The organism is Micromonospora sp. CPCC 206061 (assembly GCF_036906915.1).
Lineage (GTDB): Bacteria > Actinomycetota > Actinomycetes > Mycobacteriales > Micromonosporaceae > Phytohabitans.
Genome location: NZ_JBAKHX010000047.1, coordinates 38,305 through 60,056 on the forward strand (window position 1 = coordinate 38,305; position 21,752 = coordinate 60,056).

The 21,752-nt window shown below is 67.9% G+C and carries 19 protein-coding genes; 12 read left to right on the forward strand and 7 right to left on the reverse strand.

The features are described 5' to 3' along the window. Window positions 1–118: 118 nt before the first annotated feature. Window positions 119–448, reverse strand: coding sequence for a hypothetical protein (locus V6V89_RS26725; RefSeq protein ID WP_334622127.1), 330 nt, complete (start codon window positions 446–448; stop codon window positions 119–121). A gap of 463 nt (window positions 449–911) precedes the next feature. Between V6V89_RS26725 and V6V89_RS26730 the strand changes: the two genes are divergently transcribed. The 6 genes from V6V89_RS26730 (at window position 912) to V6V89_RS26755 (ending at window position 7,066) form a co-directional block, all read left to right on the forward strand. After that, window positions 912–1,442, forward strand: coding sequence for a GbsR/MarR family transcriptional regulator (locus V6V89_RS26730; RefSeq protein WP_334622128.1), 531 nt, complete (start codon window positions 912–914; stop codon window positions 1,440–1,442). A 58-nt stretch (window positions 1,443–1,500) separates the two neighbouring features. After that, window positions 1,501–2,418 carry an ABC transporter ATP-binding protein gene (locus V6V89_RS26735; protein ID WP_334622130.1) on the forward strand — a complete coding sequence of 306 codons (918 nt, stop codon included), beginning with the start codon at window positions 1,501–1,503 and terminating at the stop codon, window positions 2,416–2,418. Next, entirely contained in the window at window positions 2,415–4,070 is a 1,656-nt protein-coding gene (locus V6V89_RS26740; RefSeq protein ID WP_334622132.1) for an ABC transporter permease, read from the forward strand. The genes V6V89_RS26735 and V6V89_RS26740 overlap by 4 nt, the downstream gene beginning before the upstream one ends. 75 nt (window positions 4,071–4,145) lie before the next feature. Further along, a complete protein-coding gene (locus V6V89_RS26745) occupies window positions 4,146–4,766 on the forward strand; it encodes a TetR/AcrR family transcriptional regulator (protein ID WP_334622133.1) in 621 nt (206 codons plus the stop codon). A 63-nt stretch (window positions 4,767–4,829) separates the two neighbouring features. Then, window positions 4,830–6,332 (forward strand): MFS transporter, encoded by a 1,503-nt coding sequence (locus tag V6V89_RS26750; protein ID WP_334622135.1) that lies wholly within the window; start codon window positions 4,830–4,832, stop codon window positions 6,330–6,332. Beyond that, window positions 6,329–7,066, forward strand: coding sequence for an SDR family oxidoreductase (locus V6V89_RS26755; RefSeq protein ID WP_334622136.1), 738 nt, complete (start codon window positions 6,329–6,331; stop codon window positions 7,064–7,066). Before V6V89_RS26750 ends, V6V89_RS26755 begins: the two co-directional genes overlap by 4 nt. Window positions 7,067–7,136: 70 nt before the next feature. On the opposite strand, the gene V6V89_RS26760 is transcribed toward V6V89_RS26755, so the two are convergent. Both V6V89_RS26760 and V6V89_RS26765 read right to left on the reverse strand, forming a co-directional pair. Then, window positions 7,137–8,270, reverse strand: coding sequence for a sensor histidine kinase (locus tag V6V89_RS26760; protein WP_334622137.1), 1,134 nt, complete (start codon window positions 8,268–8,270; stop codon window positions 7,137–7,139). Then, complete coding sequence (locus V6V89_RS26765; RefSeq protein WP_334622139.1) at window positions 8,263–8,958, reverse strand: response regulator transcription factor; 696 nt, start codon at window positions 8,956–8,958, stop codon at window positions 8,263–8,265. The genes V6V89_RS26760 and V6V89_RS26765 overlap by 8 nt, the downstream gene beginning before the upstream one ends. An 87-nt stretch (window positions 8,959–9,045) precedes the next feature. Between V6V89_RS26765 and V6V89_RS26770 the strand changes: the two genes are divergently transcribed. Further along, window positions 9,046–9,768 carry a M15 family metallopeptidase gene (locus tag V6V89_RS26770; RefSeq protein ID WP_334622140.1) on the forward strand — a complete coding sequence of 241 codons (723 nt, stop codon included), beginning with the start codon at window positions 9,046–9,048 and terminating at the stop codon, window positions 9,766–9,768. Window positions 9,769–9,861: 93 nt separating this feature from the next. On the opposite strand, the gene V6V89_RS41850 is transcribed toward V6V89_RS26770, so the two are convergent. From V6V89_RS41850 to V6V89_RS26780, 3 genes are read right to left on the reverse strand one after another with little or no spacing between them, the layout of a single operon-like run. Next, window positions 9,862–10,155 carry a hypothetical protein gene (locus V6V89_RS41850; protein ID WP_442935220.1) on the reverse strand — a complete coding sequence of 98 codons (294 nt, stop codon included), beginning with the start codon at window positions 10,153–10,155 and terminating at the stop codon, window positions 9,862–9,864. Continuing rightward, window positions 10,125–10,553: an MFS transporter gene (locus V6V89_RS41855; RefSeq protein ID WP_442935221.1), complete on the reverse strand. Its 429-nt coding sequence runs from the start codon at window positions 10,551–10,553 to the stop codon at window positions 10,125–10,127. The genes V6V89_RS41850 and V6V89_RS41855 overlap by 31 nt, the downstream gene beginning before the upstream one ends. Then, the gene (locus tag V6V89_RS26780) at window positions 10,550–11,203 is read right to left on the reverse strand and encodes a winged helix-turn-helix domain-containing protein (RefSeq protein ID WP_334622141.1); all 654 of its coding nucleotides are present in this window, start codon (window positions 11,201–11,203) and stop codon (window positions 10,550–10,552) included. Before V6V89_RS26780 ends, V6V89_RS41855 begins: the two co-directional genes overlap by 4 nt. A gap of 191 nt (window positions 11,204–11,394) precedes the next feature. On the opposite strand from V6V89_RS26780, the gene V6V89_RS26785 reads away from it, so the two are divergent. From V6V89_RS26785 to V6V89_RS26800, 4 genes are read left to right on the forward strand one after another with little or no spacing between them, the layout of a single operon-like run. After that, the gene (locus V6V89_RS26785) at window positions 11,395–15,552 is read left to right on the forward strand and encodes a golvesin C-terminal-like domain-containing protein (protein WP_334622143.1); all 4,158 of its coding nucleotides are present in this window, start codon (window positions 11,395–11,397) and stop codon (window positions 15,550–15,552) included. Window positions 15,553–15,580: 28 nt separating this feature from the next. Next, a complete protein-coding gene (locus V6V89_RS26790) occupies window positions 15,581–16,033 on the forward strand; it encodes a hypothetical protein (RefSeq protein WP_334622144.1) in 453 nt (150 codons plus the stop codon). Window positions 16,034–16,050: 17 nt separating this feature from the next. After that, window positions 16,051–16,623 (forward strand): DUF2690 domain-containing protein, encoded by a 573-nt coding sequence (locus V6V89_RS26795; protein WP_334622146.1) that lies wholly within the window; start codon window positions 16,051–16,053, stop codon window positions 16,621–16,623. Further along, a complete protein-coding gene (locus V6V89_RS26800) occupies window positions 16,623–19,436 on the forward strand; it encodes a golvesin C-terminal-like domain-containing protein (protein WP_334622147.1) in 2,814 nt (937 codons plus the stop codon). The genes V6V89_RS26795 and V6V89_RS26800 overlap by 1 nt, the downstream gene beginning before the upstream one ends. A 171-nt stretch (window positions 19,437–19,607) precedes the next feature. Here V6V89_RS26800 and V6V89_RS26805 read toward each other — a convergent pair whose 3' ends face one another. Beyond that, on the reverse strand, window positions 19,608–20,555 hold the full coding sequence (locus V6V89_RS26805; protein ID WP_334622148.1) for a helix-turn-helix transcriptional regulator: 948 nt from the start codon (window positions 20,553–20,555) through the stop codon (window positions 19,608–19,610). A gap of 190 nt (window positions 20,556–20,745) precedes the next feature. On the opposite strand from V6V89_RS26805, the gene V6V89_RS26810 reads away from it, so the two are divergent. Next, complete coding sequence (locus V6V89_RS26810; RefSeq protein ID WP_334622149.1) at window positions 20,746–21,690, forward strand: alpha/beta fold hydrolase; 945 nt, start codon at window positions 20,746–20,748, stop codon at window positions 21,688–21,690. The last annotated feature ends 62 nt before the right edge of the window (window positions 21,691–21,752 follow it).

Sequence of the window (21,752 nt, forward strand, 5' to 3'; positions counted from 1 at the left end):
CCGGGCTTCCGGCGCGTCGTGGTCGTTATCTCTTCTCGGTCGGTGTGTTGACGACCGGGCGCTTGCGCGCGGCTGTCCGCGGTCGCGGCTGCTAATTCGGTTGGGTTGGATTCGTCATTCAGGCAGGTTGGGCGGCACCCCAGTAGTGGGCGCGCACGTCGATCGCATCGTGGTCGGCGAGAGTGTCGCCAACCACCGGCGAATAGTTGGGGGCGGTGGTGATGGTGTGTCTGGTGTGCGGCACCCAGACGGCCTCGCGGTCGAACTGGGCCTCCTCGAGGTCCACCAAGTGGGTGGACTTGCGGATCAGCCCGTAAGTGACCGCGGCGGCTCCCCACGAGGCGTTCATGTCGGTCGGGTACTGGTAGACGGCGGTGATCTTCCCGATCGGCTGGTCGTCGCTATCGCATAGGTCGCGGCCGATCAGGTCGTCGAGGGGTAGGGACATTTGGCACCTCCAGCAGCGGGCCGTGGTGCACGTGCCCCGACCGGGTCCTCCACCGGATCCATCCTGTTCCAGGCTCGCCCTACCGCACGGTGTAATACCAGGCGGGAGCGGGAAAGTGGTGGTGGCGGATGGCCATAGGTCGCCTCTGGGTCGGGAACTCGTGCTTAACGTTGCCGACCAGACTTCCCGGCGCACCTACCGTCAGGATACGGGTCAATGCCCGGCCGCGCACGCGGCAGCCGACCGAGCTGAGCTAGCTGACACCGTCACGTCAGGCGTCGTAATAGCCGCGCCGGTAGGCCCCGTCGATCTGGCGGAGAAGCTGTTCACCGACGCGCCCGCTGCCGCTGTCATCCTGGGCGTGAAAACCCCTACTTGCGGGGCGGCGTTCATGCGATACAGTGCGTTCAGCATTTTCTTAACGTTGCCTGTCTTCCAGTGCCGCCTGAGGTAGGTGTTCGGGGTGTCTCCGCAGGAGCGCGAGTTCGTCGAGCGCATCGGGCTGTTCATGGCGCAGCTCGGCGGGACCCTGATGATGGGCCGCATCTACGGCTGGTTGACGATCTGTCCCGCCCCGCACCAGTCGATCACCGAGATCGCCGGCGCGTTGCAGGTGAGCAAGGCGTCGATCAGCACGGTGATCCGGCAGCTGGAGCAGGGGCAGATCGTGGAGCGGGTGCCGGTGCCGGGCAGCCGGCAGCATCATTACCGGCTCAGGCCGGGCGGGTGGGCGCAGATCATGCGGGCCCGCGCGATGCGGCTGCGGGTAGGCATCGACGCGGCTGAGTTCGCGCTGGCGGCCATCGGTGACGATCGGGGCGGCCGGCGGGAGCGGCTGGAGGATCTGCGGGACTACTTCGTCTTCGTGACGAACGAGTACGGCGAGGACATGGTGCGCCGCTGGGAGGACTACCGCAAGCGGCAGTGCGACGCGCGCGTTGACGGGCCGGCGCAGGCCGCGGCCCGGCGGACGGACTCCGACCCACCGCGCTGAGCGCGTTTCTTCGCGTCTGTCGTGGTCCCTCCCTGCCCTCACTTATAGAGGAGTATCAATGTCTGTCATTTCGGTTTCCGGCCTGCGCAAATCCTTCGGACAAACCCGTGCCCTGGACGGCCTCGACCTGACCGTCGAGCCCGGCGAGGTACACGGCTTCCTCGGCCCAAACGGAGCCGGCAAGACCACCACCATCCGCATCCTGCTCGGCCTGCTGCGCGCCGACGCCGGCACCGCCACCCTGCTGGGCGGCGACCCGTGGCGGGACGCCGTCGACCTGCACCGCCGGCTGGCGTACGTGCCCGGCGACGTCAACCTGTGGCCCAACCTCACCGGCGGCGAGGCCATCGACCTATTGGGCCGGCTGCGTGGCGGGCTCGACACCAAGCGCCGCGACGAGTTGCTGGAGCGCTTCGACCTGGACCCGCGCAAGAAGGGCCGCGCGTACTCGAAAGGCAACCGGCAGAAGGTCGCCCTGATCGCCGCGCTCGCGTCCGATGTGGAGCTGCTGGTGCTCGACGAGCCCACGTCCGGCCTCGACCCGTTGATGGAGGTGGTCTTCCAGGACTACATCCGCCACGCCAAGCAGGCCGGCAAGACCGTCCTGCTGTCCAGCCACATCCTGGCCCAGGTGGAGAAGCTCTGCGACAGAATCAGCATCATCCGGCTCGGCCAGGTGGTGCAGTCCGGGACCCTGGCCGAGATGCGACACCTGACCCGCACCACGATCGAGGCGGACACCGCCCAGCCGGCCACCGGCCTGGCCGAACTGCCGGGCGTGCACCACCTGGACGCCGACGACCACCGGGTGCGGTTCGCGGTCGACGGCGCGCACCTGGACCCGGCCATCAAGGCGTTGAGCCGGTTCGGCATCCGCAGCCTCACCAGCCAGCCGCCGACCCTGGAAGAGCTGATGCTGCGGCACTACGGTGACGAGCTGCGCGCCAACGGCGTAGACGCCGAGGTGGCCTCATGACCACCGCGACCGCGACTCGGCCGGCCACGCCCGCGCACGCTACGCGCGGCGCCCGTCCACTGGCCGGCACCGGCACGCTGCTGCGCTTCAACCTGCGCCGCGACCGCATCCGCCTCCCGCTCTGGATCGGTGGCATCGCGCTGATGCAGATCAGCGGGCCGTCCAGCTACGAAGGCATCTACCCCGGCGCGGCCGAACGGCAGGAACAGGCCGCCGTGGTCGGCGACAACCCAGCGATGAAGGCCCTGACCGGGCCCGGACATGGGCTCGACGACTACACCTACGGCGCCATGATGACCAACGAGTACCTCGGTTTCGTGGTGATCGCGGTGGCTCTGATGAGCGTGTTCATGGTGGTGCGGCACACCCGCGCCGAGGAGGAGACCGGTCGCGCCGAGCTGGTCCGGGCCAGCGCCGTCGGCCGGTACGCCCATCTGACGGCCGCGCTGGCGGCCGCCGTCCTCGCGAACGTCGCGCTCGGCCTGCTTATCGCGGCCGGCATGGCCGGTCAGGGCATCGACAGCATCGACTGGCCGGGCTCGCTGCTGTTCGGCGCCGCGTACGCCGCCGTGGGCCTGGTCTTCGCTGGCATCGCCGCCGTCACCGCGCAGATCACCGAGCACGCTCGCGCCGCCTCCGGCATGGCCGGCGCGCTGATCGGCGCCGCCTACGCGGTACGCGCCGCCGGCGACATGGGCGACAACGCGCTGTCCTGGCTGTCACCCATCGGCTGGGCACAGGCCACCGCCGCGTACGTCGACAACAACTGGTGGCCGCTCGGGCTCGCCGCGGTCGTCGCCGCGGCGCTGGTGGTCGCCGCGTTCGCGCTCAGCGACCGCCGCGACATCGGCGCCGGCCTGCGGGCCAGCCGTGGCGGCGCGGCCACCGCGACACCCTTGCTGGGTACGCCGGCCGGTTTCGCCTGGCGGCTGCAGCGCGCGAGCCTCATCTGGTGGGGCATCGCCATGTTCACCTTCGGCCTGATGTACGGCTCGGTGGTGGAGGTCATCGAGGATTACGCCGACAACGACGTGGTGCAGCAGATGATCGAGCAGACTGGCGGCGCCACCGTCACCGAGTCGTGGCTATCGATGATCGTCACGATCCTGGCGATCGTTTGCACGATCTTCGCGGTGATCGCGGCGCTGCGGCCGCGCCGGGAGGAGACCTCCGGACGGGCCGAGCCGGTGCTGGGTACCGCGTTGTCGCGTACCCACTGGCTGGCCACGCATGTTGGCATCGCGCTGGTCGGCGGCGCCCTCGTGCTGCTGCTGGCCGGCCTCGGCCTGGGCCTGGGCACGGTAGCGGCGACCGGCGATAGCCAGTACCTCGGACCGGTCGTAGGCGCCGCGCTCGCATACGCGCCGGCGCTGTGGCTGACCACCGCCCTGGCAGTGGCCGTGTTCGGCCTCGTGCCCCGGGTGACCGGCCTGTCCTGGGCGCTGCTGGTGTACGCGGTCCTGATCACCTACCTCGGCGGTCTGCTCGACCTGCCCGGGTGGATGTTCAACCTATCCCCGTACACGCACATCCCCGCCATGCCGGCGGATAGCTTCACAGCCCTGCCACTGGTGATCCTTACCGGGCTCGCCGCCGCGCTCGTCGCTGTCGGCATGGTCGGCTTCCGCCGCCGCGACCTCGAAGCAACCTGAGGCACACTGACAGGCACCTGTACCGTCGCCGCGGCCACGAACACCGCGCCGGTGGCTGCTGGGTACGGTGGGTAGATGCGCGATAGTTCGGACCCGGCCCCCAAGACGCAGCGTGGCCGGGCCAGTCGTGACCGGCTGGTGGAGGTCGCGGCGCAGTCGGTTGTGGCGCGCGGTATCCACCAGCTTCGGCTCGACGAGGTCCTGAGCGCGGCTGGCTCCAGCAAGAGCCAGATGTACCACTACTTCCAGGACCGCGATGGCCTTGTCGAGGCCGCGGTCACCTACCGATGCGCCGAGGTGCTCGACCGATTGGGGGCGGTGTTCGCGAGGGTCGGATCGTTGGGCGAGCTCGCCTCGGTGCTGACCGCCTTCGCTGATGAGTACGCCGAGCAGTTGGCCGGCTGCCCGATCGGGACTCTGGCGAGCGAGTTGACATCGGGCCCGGAGTCCGCCCGACGCGTCGTTGTCGACGCCTTTGCCTCGTGGGAGTCGTTCCTGGCGCAGGCGTTGGCGCGGATCCGTGACGCGGGTGAGCTGCGGTCGGACGTGGATCCGTCGACGCTGGCGACCGGGCTGCTGGCGGCGCTTGAGGGGGGAATGTTTCTTAGCCAGGTCCGTCGCGACGCCACGCCGCTGCGGGCCGCCCTGACCGCTGGCCTCGGTTACGTGCAGGCCTTCCGACAAGAACTGGACTAGCCAGTCCAGTCCTGTTAGCCTCCAGATAATTGGACCGCGTGGTCCAGTTGTCTGGGGGTTGAGATGATCGGATCCGTCCTGGCCACGCGCCGCGGCGTGTTGATTCTGTTGCTGCTCTGCGCGGTGCAGTTCCTCGACGTCGTCGACACGGCGATTCTGAACGTGGCGCTGCCGACCATCAAGGACGACTTGGGCTTCACCCAGCAGAGCCTGCAGTGGGTGGTCAGCGGCTACCTCATCAGCTATGGCGGCCTGCTGCTGCTCGGTGGCCGGGCCGCGGACCTGCTCGGTCGGCGCCGGCTACTGGTGGCCGGCATGGCGATCTTCGCGGTCTGCTCGCTGGCCGGTGGGCTCGCACCCACCTCGACGCTGCTGGTGACCGCACGGGTGGCGCAGGGTGTCGGCGCAGCCATGATGGCGCCGGCCGGACTGTCCATCCTGACCACGACCTTCACCGGGGGTGACCGTAACAAGGCGCTCGGGGTCTGGGCCGCGATGAGCGGTGTCGGGGCCGCGGCGGGTATCTTCCTCGGCGGCGTCCTGACGCAGGGACCGGGCTGGCGCTGGGTGCTTCTGGTCAACGTGCCGATCTGCGCGTTCATGATCGCGGCGGCGTTGCGGCTCATCTCCAGTGATCGGCCCGAGCGTGCCCGGGCGGGCTTCGATCTGCGCGGCGCCGTACTCGTGACCGGCGGGATGCTGATCGGCCTCCACGCCCTCATTGAGGCCCCGGACGTCGGATGGACCACCGCCCGTACGATCGGCGAGCTCGCCACCGCGGCGGCGTTGATCGTCGCGTTCGTCGTCAACGAGTCACGGGTGGCCAACCCCCTCTTCCCGCTGGGCCTGCTGCGGGTCAAAGGCATCGCGGCCGCCGACGTCATCCAACTCGCGGCCTTCGGCGGATTCACCGGTTCGTTCTTCTTCCTGACCCTCTACATGCAGAACGTGCTCGGCTTCTCGCCCATCCAGTCCGGCTCGGCCTACCTCCCGGTAACTGTGGTCATCGTGGTGGCGGCCGGGATCTCGTCCGTCCTCATCGGACGGATTGGCACCCGCCCGATCATCGTCACCGCCGGCCTGGTCTCAGCCGGCGGGATGTTCCTGCTATCCCGGATCCCGACCGACGGCGCCTACGTCAGCGACCTGCTGCCCGGCCTGCTCACCATGGGCGTCGGTCTCGGCGCGTTGCTCGTGACCGTCACCGCGGCGGCCAACGCCGGCGTGCCCGCGGACAAGGCGGGCCTTGCCGCCGGCCTGCTCAACACCTCCCAGCAACTGGGCACCGCCCTGGCCATAGCGGTCTTCTCCGCCGTGGCCACCGCCCGCACGAATGACCTGCTGGCCACCGGCACGGCGATACCGGACGCATTGACCGAGGGGTTCGGCCGCGCTGTGCTCGCCGGCGCGGTCTTCGTCGCCGTGGCCGCCGTCATCGGCCTGATGGCGCCCCACACCCACACCGCATCCACCACACCCGGAATCCCCGCTGACGGTGAGGCCGTACGGATACCGGCCGACACCACCAACCCACTGATCGCTTCGTCGAAGGAGAGCAACTCATGAACAGATTCCAGGACCGGATCGTCCTCGTCACCGGGGGCAGCAGCGGAATCGGCCTCGCCGCGGCCACCGCGTTCGCCAGGGAAGGCGCGCACGTCATCATCACCGGCCGGGATAGCGAGGCGCTCGCCCGGGCCGAGAAGCAGATCGGATCCTCGGCCAGAGCCATCCGCAGCGACGCCTCCAGCCTCGCCGACCTCGGCACCCTGGTCGCTGACATCGCCTCCGCCGAGCGCCGTGTCGACACCCTCTTCGTCAACGCGGGATCAACCGTACCCACCCCGATGGACGCAGTCACAGCGGGCACCTTCGACGCGATGGTCGACGTTCACGTCAAAGGCCCGTTCTTCCTGATTCAGCAACTGGCCCCGTTGATGCACCACGGGACGACTGTGGTTCTGAACGGGTCAGTCTCGGCAATTCTCGGAATGCCCGGCATGTCGGCCTACGCCGTCGGCAAGGCCGGACTGGTCTCACTGACCCGCAGCCTCTCCGCCGAACTCCTACCCAAGGGCATCCGCGTCAACGCCGTCTCCGCCGGCCCCGTCGCCACCCCCGCCGTCGCGCGAGCCGACATCCCGGAACACGTCAAGGCAGCCATGATCGCGCAGATTCCCCTCGGGCGACCCGCCACGCCGGAGGAGGTCGCTGCCGCGGTCCTCTTCCTCGCCTCCGCCGAGTCGTCCTTCATCGTCGGACACAACCTCGTCGTCGACGGCGGCATGAGCGTCCTGTAGCGAACGTCCACCGTTGTAACGCAGGGGATTGCGTACCGCTGCGCCTCGGCGCGTTCAGTAACGGTCGGCTTCATCTGTCCGCTTCCGGCGGTGCGGCGGGTAGTTGAACCGTGGCGCGGAGCCCTCCATCGGGTCGGGGGGTGAGGGTGAGGGCTCCGTCGTGTGCTTGGGCGATGCTCGTGACGATTGCCAGGCCGAGGCCGACCCCCGCGTGACCGTCGCGTATCCGTCCGGTGCCGCGCTGAAACGGCTCGACAATTGTGGAAACCAACTGGGGGGAGAGCTTCTCGCCCGTGTTCTCGACAGTGAGCACGACGGTCTTGGGGTGAACGCTGGTCGTGACCGACACGGTGCCCTGTTCAGGTAGGTTGTGGACGATCGCGTTGTGCACGAGGTTCGTAGTCATCTGCAGCAGGAGCGCGTGTGAGCCGATGGTGGGGGTGATGTCGCCGGAGGTCTCGATCGTGAGGCCGCGCTTTTCTGCCAGCGGAAGAAGCGTTTCGGTGGCCTCTTCCGCTATGAGGGAAAGATCGACAGGTTCGCGGGTGAAGGACCGTTGGTCGGCGCGGCTGAGCAGGAGCAATGCTTCAGTGAGGTCGATCGCGCGGGTGTTGACGTAGTGGAGGCGGTCGACAAGTTCGCCGTTGTCGTGGTTGCGATCGTTGCGGGCAACGTCGAGAAGTGTCTGTGTGATCGCGAGCGGGGTGCGCAGCTCGTGGGAGGCGTTGGCTGCGAATCTCTGCTGTTCGGCGACGTGTGCTTCGAGCCGCGCGAGCATGGTGTCGAAGGCGTCGGCGAGTTCGCGGAACTCGTCTTTGCGGCCTTCCAACTGGATCCGGTGGGCGAGTGACCCGTTCGCGGCCAGGCGTGTGGCATGTGTGATGCGAGTCAGGGGCGCGAGCATGACGCCGGCGAGGATCCATCCTCCCACGAGGCCGAACATCAGCAGGAAGACCAGTACTGCCAATGCCTTTGGGCCGAAGGCCTCCACTAGGTCGGAGCGGTTGGGTCCTGACCGCGGCCAAGACGGCTCAGGGGACAGATCTCGCTCGGAACGTATTGGGGCGGTGTAGATCTCCTCGGGTACGTAATGCAGCAGGAATCGCCACACCGTGGCGAGCAGCAAGGCGCCTGCGACCATGAGGAACCCCGCGTAGCTCAGGGTGAGTTTGAGGCGAACGCTCCAGCCGGGCGCCCTATGCACGATCCCGTTCCTCACGTCCGGTGCCGGGTGCTGTGTCGATGCGGTAGCCGACGCCGGGCACCGTGGTAATCAACCAGGGTTCACCGAGCCGTTTGCGCAGCGCCGAGACCGTGATGCGCACGGCGTTGGTGAAAGGGTCGGCGTTCTCATCCCACGCCCGTTCCAGTAGTTCTTCGGCGCTGACGACACCGCCTTCGGCAGCGACGAGGACTTCAAGGACGGCGAACTGCTTCCGGGTGAGCGCGACGTACCGGCCGTCGCGGTAGACCTCGCGGCGGAACGGATCCAGACGCAGACCTGCGATCTCTCGCACAGGCGGCCTGTTGTTCGCGCGCCTGCGGTCGAGTGCCCTGAGCCTGAGCACGAGTTCTCGGAGTTCGAACGGCTTGGTGAGGTAATCGTCGGCGCCAAGCCCGAACCCGGAGACCTTGTCGTCGAGCCGGTCGGCGGCAGTAAGCATCAGGATAGGCATGCCGCTGCCGGAAGCGACAATGCTTTCGGCGACCTCGTCGCCGGAAGGCCCGGGAATGTCGCGGTCGAGGACGGCGATGTCGTAGGCGTTGACGCTCAGCAGCTCCAGAGCGGTATCGCCGTCACCGGCGATGTCGGCCGCGATCGCTTGCAGGCGCAGCCCATCGCGGATGGCCTCTGCCATGTAGGGCTCGTCCTCGACGACCAGCACGCGCATGCCCTCGATGTTACGAGCCGCCGCGTATCGTCGGCATATCGAAACCCACATACGGGCTGGCAACACCGCGCTGCCTTGACTGGCGGCATGAGTCAAAATGCGTCAGCACGCGCAACGAGCCGCAGGATTCTCAGGCCCATCGCCGTCGGCCTGGTCGTCGTCATCGCCGCGGTTGTCGGACCCTTCGTCTATCACTCGGCATCGTCGTCGGCGCGGTCGGTCAGCGAAGTCCTTCGCGGCGACCACGGTGGTACGACTACCGAGGCTGACGGTGCCCTCCCCGAAGGCGTGACAGTGTTTGATGACCAGTATCCCGGCGTAGCCAACCTCGATCCCGATCTGCTGCAGGCCTTGCGCGAAGGGGCGACGGACGCCGCTGACGAGGGCGTCGAGTTCTACGTCAACAGCGGCTGGCGCTCCCCGGAGTACCAGAATCAGCTTTTCCGCGAGGCGGTGTCGGAGTACGGGTCTGAGGAGGAAGCTGCCCGATGGGTCGCCACAGCTGACACGTCCGCTCACGTGTCGGGGGACGCGGTCGACATCCGGCCCTCCGATGCCACGGCCTGGCTGTCCGAGCGCGGAGCCAAGTACGGGCTGTGCCAGATCTACAGCAACGAGCCCTGGCACTACGAACTGCGCCCCGAAGCCACCAGTGAGGGCTGTCCTCGCATGTATGCCGACCCCGCGCACGATCCGAGGATGCACGCAATCCAAAGCCTCGAAATGGCTACCGGCCGAGAGCATATCGTCGGCATATTGAAAACCACATACGGGCTGGCAACACCACGCTGCTTTGACTGGGAGGCATGACCTACAGCGAACCAGCACGAACAGCGGCCCGCCGCATCCGATCGCAGGCGTCCTCCTCCTTCGCCCGGCACATGGACCTCTGATCATTGGGCTTTACTGCGGTTCCTCCTGTTGCGGTAGGTCGCGCAGCTGGCTGATCGGGTTGGGCAGTACCCACAGCACGCCGGCGATGGCGCCGATCGTGGCAATCCATAGCGTCGGGCGTATTCCGAGGTTGGCCCCTAGCGCTCCGCCCAGCATGGCGCCGACGGGGCGGATGCCGTAGTTGATGGTGCGTTGTGCGCCCGACACCCGGGCACGCAGCGCGTCCGGGGTGGCCGCGGTCTGCACCGAGCCGAGGGTGATGTCGAGCATCATCACGCCGAGACCGGAGAAGAACTCGGCCACGAAGAGCATGCCAAGCAGCGACGGTGTCGATCCGCCGGCGATAGCACATCGAGGAGGAACGCCACCGGCACCGCGGCCAGGAGCAGCGCCCGACCGACGTCCGCGATGATCATTATTTGGCGCTTGTGTGGGTACCGGTCGATCCAGGCACCGGCTATCACCGAGAACAGCAGGTTCGGGATGAGCGCGGCGGCGATCAGGTAACCCATCTCGGCGGGGCCGGCGTGTAAGCCCAGCACGGCGAATAGCGGTAGGGCCAGCGCGGAGATCTCATCGCCGAATAGCGATACGGTCTGTGCCGACCAGTACCGCCGAAACGGCGTCCCGCGCAGCAGGCGTGGCAGCCAGCGCCGGGTGCTCGGCGGTGGCGGCACGGCAGGGGTGAGAACGCCGGTCATGAGACCCGCCTGCCCCGGCTGCGTGGAGCCTTGCGGGCTTGGGCGCTTTTGGTCGTCTTCGCGCTGGGCTCGGGTCGGGCAGGCGTCGACGGGGTGGTCAGCGCCATGTGGATGATGCCGATACCGCGGGCACCTTCGGGCCGGGTCGACGGGTCGGTGACGCGCTCGTCGAATTGAGCCACCAGCGCGCGCATCTTCCGGAGAAGTTTGGCCAGTTCCGGCGCGGTGAGGTAAACCAGCGCGTCGTCGAAGCCGGTGACCTCGCGCCACTCCGCAGGTTCGTTGCCGCACTCGGCGAGGAACGCCTGAGCCCGCTTCATGTAGTTGTCCAGGATCACGGCATTGAGCTGGTCGGCTGCGGCTTGGGTGGCCGGATCGTCGGAGACGTCCTCCCAGGACGTGGTCAGCGCGGTGGCCCGCCAGGGCCTCTCTCGCCCGTCGGCTCCTTCTGCGCGCTCGGCCAGTCCGTACTTGGCCAACTGGCGCAGATGGAATGAGCAGCTCGGAACGCCCTCGTTCAGGCGTTCGGCCGCCTGGGTGGCCGTCATGGGACCCTCCCGGCGCAGCAGCCCCACCAGCGCCATCCGCAACGGATGCGCGTAGCCACGCAGCGTTCGTGGGTCAGTCAGCTTCACCTCAGACGGCGCCATATGCTAAAGCTATCTTTCTAAAGATAGCTTTAGCAAGCAAGTTTGCGAACCGCGTCGGTTGAGCGCCTGGTGTACGCAAGCTGGGTGCTGGAGAAGGGACGGCCGAGGCCGAGGATTCGTGCATCTGAGAACGTTTTAGGCCCAGCCAAAAGGTCTCGATCGCGGGCTCGCGTCCACCCCAGACTTTCGGCATGCGTGGTCAGGCGAGGAGCGTCGACGGGAAAAGGCCGACCGGGCTGGCACTCAGCATCGTCCTGTTGATGTCCGCGGCGGTGCCGCCGCCGACGCCCGCGGCCGCGCGGACTGCCACGCCGGTCGCTGCGCAACAGCCGGCGGCGCCGCCCGGCCGGGACCTCGCCGAGGTGTCCCCGCGCTGGTGGGACGGCACGGACTTCCTCGTCACCGGCCGTGGCGACGCGAACGGCTATCACCTCTGGCTCGGCCTGGAGCGGGAGCGGTACGCGCTGCGGCCGCTGGCGAACATCCAGCCGAACGGTTACGCCGACGACGAGTGGCTCGGCTACCAGTGCGTCACCGGCGACGGCCGGCACGTCGCGGTCACCGTGGCGCCGCGTCGGGCGATCAACCGGCCGACGGTGCGGGACCGTGGTGGCCTGACCTACCTGGTCGACATCCGCACGGGCAAGGTCCGGCCGGTGGTGCACGGCATCGCGTTCAAGTACCACGCGACCGGCTGCGGCACCGGGTCCGCCGTCGCGTTGCTGCGTCACCTCGACACCGACCAGCGCCGCACCGAGATGCTCCGGCTGGAGGCGACGACCGGCAAGGTCACGCGGGTCGCCACGGTGGATGGGCAGGTGACCTCGGCGGTGCCGAGTGGCACCGGGCTGCTGGCGCTGCGCGGCCGGGCGGTCGTACGGGTCACGGCCGGCGCGTCCGCATCGGAGGTCGTCGCCAAGGTCGGCGGCGAGCCGTTCCGTCTCACGGCCACCCCGGACGGCGCCGACCTGCTGGTGCGCAACGGACCCACCGTGGACGTGCAGCGGTGGGACGGCGCCCGGCTGAGCCGGATCGGCGCCGGGCCGGCCGGCCAGGTGCAGCTCCACGGCGGTCTGGCCGGGAAGAACGTGACCGTCGGCGTGGACGGACACGCGGGGCACGCCGGACACCACGGGGTCGGAGGACCCGCTACGAACGCGCGGGCGGTGAGTGTACAGGGAAAGGTTGTGCTTGCGCCGGCGGACGGCCCGGCAGCCGGCGGCGGCCACCACGACGAGGCGAACCTGACCGGCACGGCATTGTTCTCGGCCGCCGACGGCACCCGGCTGGACTGGGAACCGTCACCGGGCGTTGCGGCGTCGACGATGCGGGCGGTACCGGTCACCAACGGCGGCACCGTCGCCAGGAGTGCGCAGGCGTGGGATCAGACCCCCAAGTGCGGCGTCCCGCGCAACAACCCGCGTCGGCAGGCCTACAACCCGACGCCGGAACAGACCCGGTGGGCGGTGGAGATGGCAAGCCGGAACCTGCTCGTCGGCGCCCTGGGCCGACCGGCGAACCACCTCAACGCGCAACTGGCGGCCTACAGCCCGAGCAACGACTTCCGCGTGCCCGACCTGCTGCCCGCTGGCGGAAGCATCCCACCGGCGGTGATGAACGGCATCCTGGCCCAGGAGAGCAACTACAACCATGCCTCCTGGCGGGTGCTGCGCGGCTCGGGCGGCAACTCGCTGATCGGCGACTACTACGGGGCCAAGTACACCATCGATCTGATCGACTACCCGAACGCCGACTGCGGCTACGGCATCGCGCAGGTCACCACCGGCATGGAGGCGGCGGACCCCAGCATCACGCCGAACGGCAAGGCGAAGATCGCGATCGACTACGCCGAGAACATCCAGGCCGGGCTGGGCATCCTCGCAAAGAAGTGGAACCAGCTGTACTCCGCCGGGATCAAGATGAACGACAGCAACCCGTCGCTGGTCGAGAACTGGTACTTGGCGCTGTGGGCGTACAACTCGGGGGTCAACCCGCAGGCGCACACCGGCGGCACCGGATGCACCCCGGGCCCGTCCTGCACCGACCCCGACGGCAATTGGGGCCTGGGCTGGACCAACAACCCGATGAACGCGGACTACCCGCCGGACCGTGACGTGTTTCTGCGGACCTCGTACGCCGACGCCGAGCGGCCGTCGGACTGGCCGTACCAGGAGCGGGTCCTCGGCTGGGCGGAGACGCCGATCCAGATTCCGTGGGGGGTCAGCGCCTACACCCCGGCGCAGGCCGGCCCGGGCGGCGACCCGGAGAAGCCGATCACCTACCCGGCCCGGACGACGTTCTGCACCGCGAGCAGCGACTGCAGTCCCACGCACGATCCGGCGGGCGACGACCACGACTTCTGCACCCGGCAGGACTTCCACTGCTGGTGGCACGAGCCGGTGAGCACCGGTGACTGCGCGCGGTACTGCGCCACCTCGCCGTTCCTGCTGGCACCGGGGACGACCGAGCCGGTCACCCGCAACCCGTGGGCGCCGGCCTGCGACTCCGACCTCGGCGCAGGCGCGGTCATCGTGGACGAGCTGGCCGACCCGAGCGCCAACCTGTACTGCCCGAGCCGCAACTGGTCGAACCGCGGCGCCTTCACCTACCAGGTAGGCCGCGACCCGGCGACCGACGCACCGCTGGGTGAGATCGACTTCCATCAGATCGCCACCGGCTTCGGCGGGCACACCTGGATGACCGGGAACCGGCTGTCGGTTGACGCCGGGCACCGGGTCACCGGCACCTGGACGCCGACCGGCCTGGCCTCCGGCACCTACGTCGTGAAGGCGCACATCCCGGTGGCGGGCGCGTCCGCCGGGTCGGCCGTCTACGAGATCACCACCGCGAGCGGCGAGGTCCGGCAGAAGGTGATCAACCAGCACGAGCACTGGAACCACTGGAAGAGCCTCGGCACGTACCAGCTTGGCGGCAACGCCAAGGTCAGCCTGTCCAACACCACGCGCGACGACGGGACCGGCGGTGTGGGCACCGTCGCCTACGACGCGGTCGCGTTCGTCCCGGTCGCCGGCCGGGCCGTCGAGGAGCGGATCAACGCGGTCGCGTTCTTCGACGAGAACCAGAACATCGACATGAACGCGCCCTCCGCCGTGCCCCTCAACACGCCGCTGGAGAGCCGGCAGAAGCTGTACGACTGGGGGCTCAAGCACGCCAGTAACGTGGTCGCGTTGCCGGCGTGCACGAGCGGGCCGCGGGCCGACTGCGCGATGCCGGCGACCAAGCTGGCCGGGGCGCGCTGGCTCAACCAGGTGGTCGGCGCGGGCACCGATCCGGTGGCCCACCCGCGCGGCGAGAGCCTGCCGGCCTGGATGAGCCTGTCCAACGAGGTGGATTACCGGCCGACGAGCACGGCCGAGCCGGCCCACTTCACCACCGACGACGCCGCGTACAAGATCCGTAGCGGCATACGGTTCAGCTACGTCGTCGGGGCGGACGGGAAGATCGTCGACGGCAGCGGCGACGTCGACTACGACCAGCGGACCGCCGACACGCACATGCCGCGGTTCGTCATGGAGTTCCTCCGCGCCATGCAGAGCGACTACGGGATCGCGCTGCCGAACCTCACCTACACCACAACCAACCTCAACGAGTACGACCACAAGTCGACGACAGCACAGCCCCAGTACGACGGAATCCTGCCCGGACGCTCCTTCCGTTACGCCGGATGGAAGCCGATCGTCACCGACCAGGCCGGCAATCCGGTGCACAGCGGCGCCTCGTGCGTACTCGGGCTGTTCAGCTCGGGCGGCCTCATCGGGTTCCGGCCGATGATCGGAGCGAAGGCGCCGTCGGCGGCCATGCAGGCGTGGGCCCGGCGCCTGATCGACACCAGCACCGTGCCGGACAACGTGGCCGACATCGGCGCCGAGATCTACAACATGTTCTTCAAGTACGGCCTCAATGGGTCGCTGTTCGGCGCCAGCCCGCCCATCTGGCAGGAGCTCTACATCCGGGCGTGCACCGACGGCACCACCGAGACGATCCGGCCCGGCAACTCCGGAGCCAACCAGAAGCCGATGGTGTCGTACAGCTTCATGCCCAGCCAATACCTGTACCGCAACGGGCGGGCGATGGCGGCGGACGGCAGCACGTGGAACTCCGCCTCGCCGATCACTCAGGGCGACTTCAACAGCTTCACCCGGATGCCGGGCGTGCCGGGCGGCGAGAACCCGTTCGGTCAGTGCGACCACAGCACGCGCGGCGGCAGCGGTGGCAACCCCTGGAACCTCGCCGTCGCGCCGGACGGGCGATTCCAGCCGGAGATCGAGCCGCCGCTGGTCCGGTTCTGCCTGGATCCGAGCTGGGAGTCCGACCCGGACATCAGCTGAGACACCACAACACGAGGGGAAGGGAAAGATGAAGCGCAAGCTCTCGAACGCCGGCCTGCTGGGCCGGGCCGCGATGTCGGTGGCTGTCGCAGCGGCGCTGGTGACCGCACCGGTCGCCGCCACTCCGGCACAGGCCGCGCCCTGCACGGCCGACCGGGTCAACGCACTGTGGCCGACGCCGTTCAGCCTGCAGCTCATGCGGGACTCGACATGCCAGTACTACGCCCGGCTGAACATCGTCGACGGCACCTGGGGCGCGGGCGCGACCATCTACTGGAAGGTCGAGCGGCTCGAACTGACCTCGTACGGCTACTACGTCACCGCCGTCCAGCAGCGGCAGCGGCTGTGGGGCACCGGTCAGCAGGACACCGCCCGGGTCCCCGGTCACGTCAACACCTCGTCGGCGCAGGACTGGCACCACGCCTGCTACTCGTTCGACGCGAGCAGCTGGACCTGCACCAGCCCGTGGAACGAGTACTGAGGATTCGGGGAAAGCACATGAGACGTGCGCGATCATGGCCAGGGCTGGCACTGGCCTGCCTCTTGCTGACGCTGCTGTCCGGCAGCGCCACCGTCGTCCTCGACCAGGCGCCGGCCCGGGCCGCCTGCTCCGGGGCCGGCTGCGACGGCAAATGGCCGGACACCGAGGGCTGTGCCTCCGGCACCGTCCTGCTCGACTCCCGTCTGATCGAGTGGGAGGAGTGGATCGGTGGGCCCTGGGAGGTGCACGGCAGCATGATGTTGCGGTACTCACCAAGCTGCCGGGCTGCCTTCGCCGAATTCAACATGCTCGCCGCCCGGGCCGAGTGGTTCTTCCCCGTGTTCTGGTCGCAGCCGCAGTACGGCGGCCGGATGACTCCGGTGCAGCACGCCGCTGGCGGGGGATGGTTCCGGATGGTCAGCGGCGACGGAGTGCCCGAGAACGGCAACCGTGAGGTGTTCTACTCGGCGATGGTCAACTGGGACCGGTCGGTCCGGGTGTGCATCAGAGAGAACGACTATCTCGACTACGAGCCGGACCGGCCGCCCCAGGCATCCACCTTCCGCGGCGACTGCACGAGGTGGATGTGATGGCCACTCGTACGCTCGGCATCGCCGCATTGTTGTTGCTGCTCGTCCCCACCGCCGTCGCCCACGCCGCACCCGAACCCGCACGGGCACCCGCGCCCGGGGCGCCGCAACGGGCCGCGCTGGCGAAACCGGACGTCAACCTGCCGTCCGGCTGGCGCGAATCCTCGGACTTGCTGGTCACCGGCGCCGGTGACCAGGACGGCTTCCACCTGCACGTGGCGCGGGAGAAGGATGCCTTCGCCTGGTCCACCCTCGCCACGCTCAACGGTGGCATGCGGGAGGCGGGCACCTGGACCGGCTCGGTCTGCCTCACCGGCTCCGGCCGGTACGCGGTCGCGGTGTACGCCCCGGCGGCCGCAACGAACAAGCCGGCGCTGATGAACGCCGGTGGTCTCGCCGCGGTTGTGGACGTCCGGACCGGCGCCACCCGCAGGCTGCCCGGCCGCTACTCGCTCGCCTACTTCAACCCGGCCTGCGGGCCAGGCGACCGGGTGCTGCTGACCCGGGCGATCGGCGTCGACCAGCAGAAGACCGACCTCATCGGGGTGGCGGCCGGCACCGCCACGATCACCGAGACCAGGCGGATCGACGCCCAGCTGACCACGCCCGCGGCCGGCCCGGACGGGGACTTCGGCATCGTCCGAGGTGCCCTCGTCAAGGTGGACAAGGGCGGCGCGTTGAGCACGGTTGGCCGGCCCGGCGGGCGGCCGTACGCGGTGCGGGTGACCGGCGGCGGCGCGATCGACCTGCTCACCGTGCAGCAGCAGGCCGGCGGCGAGCGTGCTGTCGCCTACCGGTACGCCGATGGCAAACAGCGGCGCGTGGGTGACGCGGCCCGTACGGATCTGGAGCTCTTCGGCCTCTCCGACGGCCGCAATGCGCTGGTCGGGGATGTCAGTGGGATTTCAAAGGGCCTGGACGACCTGGCCACGTTCTACGCCGGCCGCAACCCGGTTGCCGTGTCTCGCCAGGGGCATCTGCTCGCGCTGTCGGCCGCGGCCCAGCAGAGGCAGGCGACACCGTCGATGCGGGTGACGGTGCAGGCGACGCGCACCGGTGCGGTCAGTTCCGGCGACGTCACCCGGACCGGGCTCGCCGCCGCGGATGTCCTCTCGAACGAGATCGAACCGGAAGAGCAGCCGCTTCCCGCCGATCCCGGGCTGCCCGAGTGCGCGATACCGCGCAACAGCCTGCGGCATCAGGTTCTGCAGCCCAGCGCCAACCAGATCGAATGGGCGGTGGACCTGGCCGTGCAGGGCCGGCTGACCGTTCAGCGGCCCGCGAACTACCTGAAGACCGGGTTGCCGGCGTACACCCCGCAGGGATTGTTCCCGCTGCCCGCGAACTCCCCGAGGGTGCCGGCGCAGCTGTTCCTGGCGATCCTCGCCCAAGAGACCAACCTCTATCAGGGCTCCTGGCACGGTGTGCCTGGCGACGTGGTGAACCCGCTCGTGTCCGACTACTACGGGATCAGGGCGGACCCGGACGGGGAGATCGAGAAGGTCGCCTTCGCCTCGGCGGACTGCGGATACGGGGTTTCGCAGGTGACCGACGGGATGCGGGTCGGTTCCACCAAGTTCAACAACACGCAGCGAGTGGCGATCGCTACCGACTACGCCGCAAACATCGCCGCCGGCCTGCAGATCCTGGTGGAGAAGTGGAACCAGTTGCAGACCGCCGGTGTCACGGTGAACAACAACGATCCGCGGTACATCGAGAACTGGTTCCTGGCGGTGTGGGGCTACAACAGCGGCATCTACCCGCGCAACGGCAGCAATCCGTACGGCGTGGGCTGGTTCAACAACCCAGCCAACCCGACGTATCCCGCCAACCGGCAGCCGTTCCTGCGGGTGTCGAAGGACGACGCCGCGGTGCCGTCACGATGGCCGTACCCGGAGAAGATCATGGGATGGGCCGAGGTGCCGCAGTGGCAGTGGATCGACCCGCTGGTCAAGTACTCCAAGCCGCTGTTCGGGTCGGACACCGGCGACAAGCTCACGCTGCCCGGCCGTTACCAGTTCTGCGGCCCGGTAAACAACTGCAGCGCCACCCAGCCGGCCAACCCGTGTCCGGCGGTGAACTCCACCTGCTGGTGGCATGGCTACACCTCCTGGCTGGAGAGCAACAGCCAGAAGGAGTTCGCGACCGAGAACCTGGTCTATCCCGTGGGGTCGGCGGAACCGCCGCTGATCCGCACGTATCCGACGGCCTGTACACCGTTCTCCGGCCCGCCCGGGACGCTGGTCGTGGACGATCTGACCAGCTCGGCGGAGAACGTGCTCTGTTCCGGGTCGCAGGCGTGGGGCGGGAAGTTCACGCTGCGGATCGGCTACCCGTCTGGGTACCTGTGGACGGATTACGCCGCGGTCGACCTGCATCAGATCTCCGGCTACTTCGGGCACGCCTGGTTCACCCACGCCTACGACCCGGAGGTCACCTATCCGCAGGGCGGGGTGGCCAAGAACTACCACCAGGTGGTCGGGACCTGGACGCCGAACATCACCACCGCCGGAACGTACGAGATCGTCGCGCACCTGCCGTCGCACGGCGCGAACATCCCGGAGGCGACGTATCTGATCGATCCGAACTCCGGCCTCGGCGAACCCTGGAAATGCAAAATCAACCAGCAGGCGGTCACCGAGTGGGAGGACCACTGGGTCCACCTGGGCACCTATCCGCTGCGGCCGGGCGCTCGCGTTCAGCTCGACAACATGATCCAGAACGCGACCGGGACGGTGGACATCGCGTACGACGCGATCGCCTTCGTCCCCAAGCCTAGCGGCGGCCACAACTGCCGCGACACCGTGAGCTAGCCAGCACGCGATTGGCCCGGGCCGCGGCACGCCGTGGCCCGGGCCTCACCCAACGGCGGCAGCATCGGGCCAGAGCGGTCTGGACGACGTCCTCGGCGGCTGCCCAGTCACGGGTCAGCAGATACGCCACGCTGCCTGGTTCCAGCGACGCTTGCAGCAACGGAGCCGGTCTCAGCCGTATCGCTCGACGAGCGCGTTGCCGATCGAGGCCAGGTGGTCTCGCACATCCGGAGGGCCGGTCACCTCGAGCCATTCGACCAACCCGGCAAGCTCACAGGCGAGCGAGTACCCGTTGTGGCCGCGGATCACGACCTCGATGCGGCCGTCGGTCGTGGAACCTCCCACGTCGAGCCGATCGCCGAGCATCATCCGGAGCAGGCCTATCCCGTGGGGCGCGCATACCGCCTGGATCTCGAGGGGCGTTCGCTTGCGGTCGACCTCGTCGGCGATCTCGCGCCAGCTTTCGGCAAGGTCGAAGTCCTCGGGTCGGTGCACGGGATCGTCGGTCGGGTCGGCGGACGATACGCGGTCGATCCGGAAGGTCCGCTGGCCGGCCTCGGTGTTGGAGACGAGGTACCACGACGGACCTTTGGCGACGATGCCCAGCGGGTGGACGGTTCTGTCGGTTTCGGCGCCTTTGCGGTCGACGTAGCCGAGCCGCACCTGGACGCCGCGGATCACCGCGTCTTGGAGTTCGTCGAGGAAGCGAGGTGGTCGGTGCTCGACCCGGCTCGACCCCCATCGTTGCGGGTCCATGACCAACGACGACGCTGCTGCCTCGGCCTGCACCCGGAAGGGCTCTGGCAGGGCACGGACGAGCTTGCGCAGAGCTGCTTTCACGGCCGGTGTCGCAGCCGAGGCCTGGCCCGCAACCAGGAACAGGGCGCGGGCCTCACTCGCGGTCAACCCGGACAGGTCGGTGCGGGCGCCGCCCACGAGGCGCCAGCCGCCGCTTCGGCCCTGCATGGAGTACACGGGCACCCCGGCCATGGCCAGGGCGTCGAGGTCGCGGCGGGCGGTGCGCTCGGAGACCTCCATCTCTCGGGCGACCTCTGCTGCTGTCACCTGCTCGCGCCGTTGCAGCAAGAGGAGGATGGCCACCAGCCGATCGGTTCGCATGCCGACAACATTTCATATAAAACCGGTCGTGGGGTGACCGGTTTCGGTCGGCAAGATGGCGACATGACCTCACCGACGAGTCCCACTATCCACGACCGTGTCGGCCCTCGGCGTATCTGGGGTGCGCCGACGCTATCTTCGGGCACCTTCGTCGCCTGATCACCCCCGAAATAGATAAAGAGGAAATGCGATGTTTGATCCAGTCGATTTTCCCAAGCCCACCCTTATTTCAGTCAACGGCGTGGAGCTCGAAGTCTTCGAGGCAGGCCGACAAAATATAGGAAAACCCGTTGTGCTCTGTCACGGCTGGCCGGAGCATGCCTTTTCTTGGCGCCATCAGATGCCCGCCCTTGCCGCAGCGGGCTACCATGTCATCGTCCCGAACCAGCGAGGTTACGGCAACTCGTCCCGGCCGGCCGAAGTGACAGAATATGACATCGAACACTTGTCGGGTGATCTCGTCGCACTTCTCGATCACTACGGATACGAAGATGCCATCTTCGTCGGTCACGATTGGGGTGCAATGGTCGTTTGGGGACTGACCTTGTTGCATCCACAACGTGTGAATACAGTGATCAACCTAAGCTTGCCTTACCAAGAGCGCGGAGAAAAACCCTGGATTGATTTCATGGAAGAAATACTTGGCGGCGACTTCTATTTCGTCCACTTCAATCGACAGCCAGGCGTCGCGGACGCCGTATTGGAAGAGAACACGTTCCGGTTCCTTCGCAACCTGTACCGAAAAAACGAGCCAATTCGAGAGCCAGAGTCAGGAATGGCGATGATCAATCTCGCCAACGCGGAAACACCACTGGGCGAGGCCTTGATGAGCGACAGCGAACTGGCTGTTTTCGTCTCCGCCTTTGAAACATCAGGGTTCACGGGCAGTATCAATTGGTACAGGAACCTTGACCGCAACTGGCGCTTGTTGGCGGACGTGAACCCGATCATCCAACAGCCCGCACTCATGATCTATGGCGACCGGGATGCGGTCCAGAGGTCTGAAAGACTGGCAGAGTTCGTACCCAATGTGGAAGTGGTCACCCTGGACTGCGGTCATTGGATCCAGCAGGAAAAGCCGGAAGAAACAAACCAAGCGATTTTGAAATGGCTGGAACAGCGGGATACCACCTAAGCCCTGATCCACCGATGAATTCGGGTTGTTGTGCTGCCGCGGTGTGGTGATCTTGCTGTTGT

Bases quoted from the DNA above. Each gene is read 5' to 3' on its own strand.
- V6V89_RS26725 (WP_334622127.1), bottom strand. From the start codon at position 448: ATGTCCCTACCCCTCGACGACCTGATCGGCCGCGACCTATGCGATAGC.
- V6V89_RS26735 (WP_334622130.1), top strand. From the start codon at position 1,501: ATGTCTGTCATTTCGGTTTCCGGCCTGCGCAAATCCTTCGGACAAACC.
- V6V89_RS26740 (WP_334622132.1), top strand. From the start codon at position 2,415: ATGACCACCGCGACCGCGACTCGGCCGGCCACGCCCGCGCACGCTACG.
- V6V89_RS26745 (WP_334622133.1), top strand. From the start codon at position 4,146: ATGCGCGATAGTTCGGACCCGGCCCCCAAGACGCAGCGTGGCCGGGCC.
- V6V89_RS26750 (WP_334622135.1), top strand. From the start codon at position 4,830: ATGATCGGATCCGTCCTGGCCACGCGCCGCGGCGTGTTGATTCTGTTG.
- V6V89_RS26755 (WP_334622136.1), top strand. From the start codon at position 6,329: ATGAACAGATTCCAGGACCGGATCGTCCTCGTCACCGGGGGCAGCAGC.
- V6V89_RS26765 (WP_334622139.1), bottom strand. From the start codon at position 8,958: ATGCGCGTGCTGGTCGTCGAGGACGAGCCCTACATGGCAGAGGCCATC.
- V6V89_RS26770 (WP_334622140.1), top strand. From the start codon at position 9,046: ATGAGTCAAAATGCGTCAGCACGCGCAACGAGCCGCAGGATTCTCAGG.
- V6V89_RS41855 (WP_442935221.1), bottom strand. From the start codon at position 10,553: ATGACCGGCGTTCTCACCCCTGCCGTGCCGCCACCGCCGAGCACCCGG.
- V6V89_RS26780 (WP_334622141.1), bottom strand. From the start codon at position 11,203: ATGGCGCCGTCTGAGGTGAAGCTGACTGACCCACGAACGCTGCGTGGC.
- V6V89_RS26785 (WP_334622143.1), top strand. From the start codon at position 11,395: ATGCGTGGTCAGGCGAGGAGCGTCGACGGGAAAAGGCCGACCGGGCTG.
- V6V89_RS26790 (WP_334622144.1), top strand. From the start codon at position 15,581: ATGAAGCGCAAGCTCTCGAACGCCGGCCTGCTGGGCCGGGCCGCGATG.
- V6V89_RS26795 (WP_334622146.1), top strand. From the start codon at position 16,051: ATGAGACGTGCGCGATCATGGCCAGGGCTGGCACTGGCCTGCCTCTTG.
- V6V89_RS26800 (WP_334622147.1), top strand. From the start codon at position 16,623: ATGGCCACTCGTACGCTCGGCATCGCCGCATTGTTGTTGCTGCTCGTC.
- V6V89_RS26805 (WP_334622148.1), bottom strand. From the start codon at position 20,555: ATGCGAACCGATCGGCTGGTGGCCATCCTCCTCTTGCTGCAACGGCGC.
- V6V89_RS26810 (WP_334622149.1), top strand. From the start codon at position 20,746: ATGTTTGATCCAGTCGATTTTCCCAAGCCCACCCTTATTTCAGTCAAC.